This window comes from Microseira wollei NIES-4236 (assembly GCF_020521235.1).
In the GTDB taxonomy this organism is placed as follows: domain Bacteria; phylum Cyanobacteriota; class Cyanobacteriia; order Cyanobacteriales; family Aerosakkonemataceae; genus Microseira; species Microseira wollei.
Genome location: NZ_BLAY01000300.1, coordinates 1 through 7236 on the forward strand (window position 1 = coordinate 1; position 7236 = coordinate 7236).

Sequence of the window (7236 nt, forward strand, 5' to 3'; positions counted from 1 at the left end):
AGAAGAGTCACGCTAATAATAAGCGTTTAAAAAACTTAATTCTCCTGATTGCTCTGGCTTACACTTGTGCTGTACTCCAAGGTGAGAAAATCAAGCGTATGGGAATTCAAAAATATGTTGGTCGGCTCGCTGAATCCAAGCGTTGGCAGCGCCGACACAGTAGTTTTTGGATTGGATTATACGGTCAATCTTGGGTAGTTGGAATGGAATTCTGTCAAGAGATTCTCGGGGAGTTAATGAGAATAAGACGCAACAAACTGCCATTCTTTCAGAGAGGTTTGAGGGCTATGTCCTTGATTTTACGCATGTTTTGACGGGGTTGTCACCCCGTCAGATATTACAGTCCTGCAACGCCTGAACGATATGGCTAAAGCTGAATTGCTTGAATCCTAATATCGGTGAGGTGGAACTTCACATCCTTCGATACCACGTCTATACACCGATGTCATCTGTAGCCATAAATTAAAGTTTTGTTTATGGTACGCCCTGACAGATGAGCGATAAGTAATGAACTTATTTAAGGATATGAGTAGAAGCCTAAGTCGTTCTAAACGTTCATCAGCAAAGGAACATGGGATTGCCTAAGGGACGCGAGTCCTATGGTAACGGAGTTCCAATAGTAGTCATGGGAGTTACGCCCCACCTTTGGAGAACGGGAGAGCCATTTACTCCGGCGTTGTGGAACAGGTGATCAGATGTAACAGAAATCGAGACGTAGGCGAGATGCGAACAGCCGCAACGATACTGAACATCATACGTGAACGCGGACAAGGTGGGTTGCCAATAGAAGATGTGTATCGACTTCTATACAACCGAGACTTGTATTTACGCGCCTATGCCAAGCATAACAGCAATGCAGGCGCAATCACACCAGGCGCTACGCCGGAAACAGTGGATGGGATGTCCCTGGAGAAAATTAACACCATCATTGATGCTCTCAGATATGAGCGCTATAGATGGACACCAGCGCGACGTACTTATATCCCCAAGAAAAACGGTAAACACAGACCTCTTGGTATGCCTTCTTGGTCAGATAAATTACTTCAGGAAGTAATTCGTTCCATACTAGAAGCCTACTATGAGCCACAGTGCGAGCGAACATTCCCACGGTTTTCGACCACAACGCGGATGTCATACAGCACTGGGAGAAATTACCCAAAAAGGTCGAGCTACAAAGTGGTTTATCGAAGGAGATATCTGTGGGTGTTTTGACAGAATAGAACATACTATCTTGTTAAACATACTACAGGATAAAATCCACGACAATCGCTTTAGTCGAATAATCAAAGCGTTGCTGGATGCAGGGGATCTGGAAAACTGGAAATATAATGCTACCTATAGCGGAGTGCCGCAGGGTGCAGTGCAAAGGCGCAATACTTTCCAATTTGGTGCTAGACAAGCTGGACAAATATGTCGAACACAAACTAATACCAGCATACACACGAGGTCAACGGAGAAGTGTCTATCCACCGTACAGAGAATTGACCCTAGCTGCGTCAAAAGCACGAAAAGCTGGAAAATTGGCAGAAGCACGGCAACTGAACCAACAGGCACAGTCTATTCCATCTTGCGACCCCAAGGACCCAGACTTTCGTCGCCTCTGGTACACAAGGTACGCCGATGATTTCTGGTGAGGAATAGTAGGCTCAAAATCCGAAACCGTGGAAATCAAACAGAAAATCGCCACTTTCTGACGTGACGAATTAAAGCTGGAACTCAGGGAAGAGAAGACACTCGTTACCCATGCCAGGGACGAAGCTGCTAAATTCCTGGGTGACGAAATTCACATACTGCACGCCGATGATAAACAGGACCACCGTGGTCAAAGATGTATCAATGGTAGTGTGGGATTAAGCGTTCCCAAAAGCGTAATTAATAGCCATTGCGCTAAATATATGCGCTCTGGGAAAGCCATACACTTAGGACAACGAGTATCGGATGATGCCTACATCCTTAGCCAATATCCAGGAAAGTACCGAGGTAGAGTAGAGTACTACCGTATGGCTGACAACCTCCACACCCTCTCTAGGCTGAAATGGATTATGGAGCTTTCCCTTGTAAAAACTTTGGCTCATAAGTTCAAAACTACTTGCCAGAAAATTTACCAGCATTATCGCGCAACCATTGAGACAAGAGATGGTACTTATAAGGTGCTACAAGTAACAGTGGAACGTGATGGAAAGCCACCTTTAATAACCCATTTTGGTGGAGTTTGTTTACGGTGGAATAAGTGGGTCAAAATTGATGATAATCAGGCTAATCATATCTGGAAGTACGATTGGGAAGTTGTTCAAGGTCTGTGATCCCAGAAATGTGAAATTTGCGGAGCAAGGGACAATATTGAAGTCCACCATATTCGTAAATTAGCAGATATTAAGCAAAAGGGTCGTAAGCAACGCCCCGAATGGATGCTCAAAATGTCGGCACGTAAACGTAAAACCCTTGTGGTTTGTCGTCAATGCCATGAGAAAATCCCATAGGGACGCTAGGATGGTGACGCTCTCAAAACGTAATGGTTACTGGAAAGCGAAGTGATACGGAAACGGTCATGGGTAGTTTGGAGGGGGGTGGTTGGAAAAGTGCCAATCTTGGTAACTCGCTGGCTACCTACCCTACTTCAAGCACGGTTTTGCAGAGCAGCCGCTCTCGTGAGGGAGTCGCTGACTTTAATCTTTAATGCGGCAATTAATATTTTGGATAAGGCGCACCAAACAGACTGGCTATCAATTAGCAAATACCGTGGGACACACGGGAATTAACGCTTCCGGAGAGAAGATCCTCTGCCCAGACTTGGTAACAAGTTTGAGTAAGATCGCTCGTTGAACGAAGAATCCCCGCGTCTTTAGACCGGGGAGTGTCAAAAAAATGCTAGTGGAAAGCAGTTCCACCACTAGAACAATTGTTCCATTGATGCCTTCTCGCCAGCTAAGCCAGCGGGGAAACCAGCCAGACTTTTTATCTTTGAGCTTGGTAATGCAGAGGTGTGCCAACAAAATGATGGCGAAGTGGAGCAATAGACCCGCCAAAACAATGGGTATCATATCTTCTGGTTCGTCAACTTCTCTAGCAGAGTGGGCAACGCCTTTAGCGATCGCAGAAAAGACTGCGACATTGGCACCAGCCCGCGCCCAAGAGATGGGAAAAGGAAGCCATAGAGGCCATAATGATGGGTGCATGGGAATAGTAAACTTGCTTGTTGGTTGCTTGTGATCCTAGTGTTCCCATGCAGCAACTTTAGGCGATCGCATCTCCCGTGGTGAAAGCGATCGCGTTGCAAGTGGCATTGCATAGGAGTATTTGACCGCAATGCCGCGTTATTTGTGCCCTCCGAAAAAAAGCGATCGCATCGACAGTTACGGGATGCGATCGCTTTTTTGAGATGCCTCGGACTTTTAACAACTACAGCTTAGAAAGAAAGCTTATCCCCAGGTAACACAGTTGTCCAGAAAACGTAATTCGGATTCTCGCGGTAGCGGGCGTCGGTCTTCACCATCTGCATAAACTGACGATGCCCCTGGCGACTTTGACCGACCAGACACCCAGCAGACCAAGCACCTACTGTTGCGGCATCGCCTCCCCAATGCTGGTTAATGCCAAAAGTCCCATTCACCACCGAGTCGCCAGTGCGAAACCCGTCTTTGTTTCTGTCTTGATGACCCCTAACTGGCGAGACTTGCACCAGCGCTTCGTGGTCTTTGTGGATTCCTACTATCCACGCCTTATATTGCCCAAACGCAATCCGAAATGCCCCCATCGGGTTAAGCGGTTTGGCGGTGTAATTCCATCCCGGTTCTGTCGTTGCCGCCCAATTGCCAATAATTTGTAAATCGTGATTTAGTACCAATCGCCGATCGTTCCATTTGTTCATCTGGTCGCTATTAACTACGCCGTCGGCATTAACCCCCTCAACGTAGATAATATTTAATTCGCCAGGATTGGTAAATAGTTTATATCCCTGACTTGTCATGTATTCGGCAATCTTTTTAGCAAAATTACTCATTTTCCCTCCCAACTCGAATCGGTACGCCAAACGTTTGATTGAGCGCTTTCAACTTTTGATATTGAACGCTTTGGTCTGGCCACCAAAAAGGTGCATAAACAATGCAATTAAAGTTAGATCCTTGCAGCTTAGATTCAGCCGACTCAAACGAGTAACATTGCTCAATATCTAAGCGCCAGTTCCTCTCTAGCAGCTTGTATTTAATTAACAATACGTCCGCCCTATCGCCAATCAGCAATACGCTCATCTTTGTTTACCTTCCTTCTCTACTAAACTAATAGGGGAGGGGAAGCAATATCCTAAAACCGCAAGACTCAAGGCGCGATAAACGGAATCTCCATTGGACTGGGGCACTGCGTGAAATAAAATAAACATGCTAAACCCGGCTTGCACGCAAAAAATGCAGTACTTGATCTGCATTGTTTACAAAATTTAATATGGCGATATCTATTAAGCTTAATTAATCCTTAAGCGCCATTAGAAAAAATACTAAACTTGAAAATTATCCTACTTACTCGATTCCTCATCAGAGTAGGTGTTTCTCAGCTTCTTGTAACAGGTCTAGCAATGACTGCGCTGCCGCCTCTGGGTCAGCCTCGCAATAGGAGCGCAATGCAGCCAGTAGCGCCCGCTCGGTGAACTCGCTTTTAGATACCGCCAATCGATCGCAAGTGGCACCAATTGCAATAAAAAGTGCCTCTGATATATCTGCCTGAAATCGGCGGCGTCTGTGCTTCAAACAAGTTGACTAGCAAAGGATAAGATAATGATCGCACAATAGGGATTTGAGAGATTTTTATGGCGACACGCACCCCGGCTCTGGCGGCACTAATCAAGCGACTACGTTAGAAGCCGGACTGATTGCAGACATTCGACGCGCTCAGTTTTTAGAGCGCGATGCGCTTCGCAATCCCAGTAATGTCAATCGAATTACCTCCAGCAGTGACGACGATAGTGCCGCCTTTGAAGCCAGAGTAAATTTCCCCATTACCATGACTAGCGATGCTAACGGCAATAGCTCGATCGTGCCAATCGATTATTTTACTGTGCCATCTGGCGGGCAACCTCATTACGTAGCCGGATCTGGCGGCACTGTAAAATCAACCACCATCCAAGGCGCAATTATCGAGCAAACAATTATGCTCAAAAATCTCGAACTAGATCCAGCCAAAAATCCTACCAATGCTAATTACATTACCTGGTCAATTGCCAACGGCACCGTTGGCGGCGTCGGAAACGCGACATTTACTGCCACTTATAACAACATGCCATTAGAAATCACCCTCACCCAAAACGGAGGTCAAACAGAAATAGGTAAAGCATATTTATTGTAATTATGACCCTTATTCCCCTAACAGGCTCGTTCCAGACTCTATTAACCGCCAGGACCCAAAACGCTCAAGTTCAATGCTTTAGCGCTCGTACTGTTTTTAATCAAATTCAATCCCAAATTTTTGATGACTATTATACTTTCGTGCAGCTATTCATTGAATCATTTGACATTGCTGCTAATATAACAAGTCTTAATCAAGCCCCTCTACCCAACATAAACGATTTAGATTCTAGAACTGAGCCAGCTACAAAAATTTATAACAACTGGATAAATTCCGAAAAAGTCGCTATTCAGTTACTTTATGACGATGGGGGTGGTTTATTTAGAAAACAAGGACAGCCAATCATTTTGCCAAATATTCCCTTTCAATTACCGATTCAACATTTACGTCCTTATTTAAGCGCAACCCAAGAAGTGTTGCTAGTCGGGGAATCGGATCGGATAGGCGTTCAAGTACTATCCGATTCAGGGTATCAACAATTAGCCAGTAGCGATGAAATCTTAATTAAAGGACAATGGAAAGCCGAAGTGAAATTGATTGAGAAGAAATCTCAATCTATTGATAATTGGTATCCTATCGGCGTAGATCTACCAGCTAATGAAGCAAAAATAATTCGACCTTTTAATCAGAAACGCCGTGCTTTATACATCGTCAATGCAGGCACAACCAATGTGCGATTTTTTTATGGTCACATTTCCCAAGTTTTGTTAGACACTTGTCCCTACCTAGTCCCCAACGGAACTTTTAACCAAGAAACTTGGGGTAATTATGCGATCGCGCAGCAATTAGTTGCCCTCAGCGTTGGTGGTAACGGCAGGTTGGTAGGAATGGAAGGCAGCATATGACCCGCACTACTAGAACAAGACCAACAAATTCAACCAGGTCTCCCCAACATAATCAAGCTGATGGTGGCGAATCTCCTTTTAGCTTTTCTGCTGACCAAGAACTTCCCGATGGTCTCCGTCGAGTTGGAAATACTCCTTTTTACAACACCCCACCGCAAATAGAAACTAACGAATGCGGTCAAATTCATCCTTCGTTGAGCTATTTCTGCGATATAGATTTACAAGCTCCAACTTCTTTTGCAGAACCTAAGTATGAAATTAGCATCAACGGCTGTGGTGTTTGCATTACTATGGTTCAAAATTATTCAGCTACAGAAACTGCCAGTCAAACTTATTGTTATGTGCTACCTACTTGTAGGAGACGCCCAGAAACGCCACCACAAGAACTTCCCATAGACTTTGATTTTTTTGATAAATTAATCAGGGGAGTAGCTCCTGGTTGTTTTGCTACTTTATTCTTCGGTACTCATGCTATCCACAAATATTATGGATTTACTTTAATTGAAGCTAGTAGCAATCCTGGATATAGTCCTTGGTTTACTAACTTTTCGACCTATACCGATTCATTCGGAAATTTCTCTATGGCACAGTACGAGTTTAGCTATTTTACACGTAGAATACAGTCAGATGGTAACGTTATTTGGCATTATTCGCTCTTGGCAATGTTAAGAGTTGCCAAACAAAGAAATGGTACTGTTGTTTACTATGAACCTGACAAAGCTACTAATGGTCTTTGGCCTACAGGCCCAATTAACTCAATTCAAGATTTCCTTAACAGAGCAAGATTTCATGATGATATGCAGGCAGCTTGGGGCTTTCCCAAACATAATTGGGGTTTTGAGGGACTTCAGTTATCATGCTCTGTTGGTGAAAAATATTGGCCTTTGCCAAGTCCCCCCCCTTATCCTTCTCCTCAACCACGCGATAGAGATATGAATTGTTGTGCTGACGTTAGAAGATTAATTCAAATGGTTGCTATGCTCCAAAAAGAAGTATCACAGATTAAACGCCGCACTGGAGTAGATGAGTTTCCTGTATCCGTACCGCAACTGCTTTT

8 protein-coding genes and 2 pseudogenes are annotated in these 7236 nt (G+C 44.4%); 5 read left to right on the forward strand and 5 right to left on the reverse strand.

From position 1 onward, the window contains the following. Nucleotides 1-314, forward strand: a pseudogene (locus tag MiSe_RS46445) (IS4 family transposase); the annotation flags it as partial. A gap of 409 nt (nucleotides 315-723) precedes the next feature. After that, nucleotides 724-2480 (forward strand): annotated as a pseudogene (locus MiSe_RS54330) (reverse transcriptase/maturase family protein). 243 nt (nucleotides 2481-2723) lie between these two features. Here the strand turns inward: MiSe_RS54330 and MiSe_RS46470 are convergent. The 5 genes from MiSe_RS46470 to MiSe_RS46490 form a co-directional block, all read right to left on the reverse strand. Then, complete coding sequence (locus MiSe_RS46470; protein WP_226593722.1) at nucleotides 2724-3176, reverse strand: hypothetical protein; 453 nt, start codon at nucleotides 3174-3176, stop codon at nucleotides 2724-2726. A gap of 58 nt (nucleotides 3177-3234) precedes the next feature. Then, entirely contained in the window at nucleotides 3235-3399 is a 165-nt protein-coding gene (locus MiSe_RS46475; protein ID WP_226593724.1) for a hypothetical protein, read from the reverse strand. A 7-nt stretch (nucleotides 3400-3406) separates the two neighbouring features. Next, nucleotides 3407-4000, reverse strand: coding sequence for a hypothetical protein (locus tag MiSe_RS46480; RefSeq protein WP_226593725.1), 594 nt, complete (start codon nucleotides 3998-4000; stop codon nucleotides 3407-3409). Further along, on the reverse strand, nucleotides 3993-4247 hold the full coding sequence (locus MiSe_RS46485) for a hypothetical protein (RefSeq protein ID WP_226593727.1): 255 nt from the start codon (nucleotides 4245-4247) through the stop codon (nucleotides 3993-3995). The genes MiSe_RS46480 and MiSe_RS46485 overlap by 8 nt, the downstream gene beginning before the upstream one ends. A gap of 279 nt (nucleotides 4248-4526) precedes the next feature. Further along, nucleotides 4527-4739: a hypothetical protein gene (locus MiSe_RS46490; RefSeq protein ID WP_226593729.1), complete on the reverse strand. Its 213-nt coding sequence runs from the start codon at nucleotides 4737-4739 to the stop codon at nucleotides 4527-4529. Between the two features lie 46 nt (nucleotides 4740-4785). On the opposite strand from MiSe_RS46490, the gene MiSe_RS46495 reads away from it, so the two are divergent. From MiSe_RS46495 to MiSe_RS46505, 3 genes are all read left to right on the forward strand, one after another. Further along, on the forward strand, nucleotides 4786-5334 hold the full coding sequence (locus MiSe_RS46495) for a hypothetical protein (protein ID WP_226593731.1): 549 nt from the start codon (nucleotides 4786-4788) through the stop codon (nucleotides 5332-5334). A gap of 2 nt (nucleotides 5335-5336) precedes the next feature. After that, on the forward strand, nucleotides 5337-6179 hold the full coding sequence (locus MiSe_RS46500; RefSeq protein WP_226593733.1) for a hypothetical protein: 843 nt from the start codon (nucleotides 5337-5339) through the stop codon (nucleotides 6177-6179). Next, the coding region (locus MiSe_RS46505; RefSeq protein WP_226593735.1) for a hypothetical protein at nucleotides 6176-7236 on the forward strand (1061 nt) is incomplete at its 3' end. The genes MiSe_RS46500 and MiSe_RS46505, both read left to right, overlap by 4 nt.

What these genes read in the sequence shown, in the direction of transcription:
- MiSe_RS46470 (WP_226593722.1), bottom strand. Translation starts at nt 3,176, where the DNA reads ATGCACCCATCATTATGGCCTCTATGGCTTCCTTTTCCCATCTCTTGG.
- MiSe_RS46485 (WP_226593727.1), bottom strand. Translation starts at nt 4,247, where the DNA reads ATGAGCGTATTGCTGATTGGCGATAGGGCGGACGTATTGTTAATTAAA.
- MiSe_RS46500 (WP_226593733.1), top strand. Translation starts at nt 5,337, where the DNA reads ATGACCCTTATTCCCCTAACAGGCTCGTTCCAGACTCTATTAACCGCC.
- MiSe_RS46480 (WP_226593725.1), bottom strand. Translation starts at nt 4,000, where the DNA reads ATGAGTAATTTTGCTAAAAAGATTGCCGAATACATGACAAGTCAGGGA.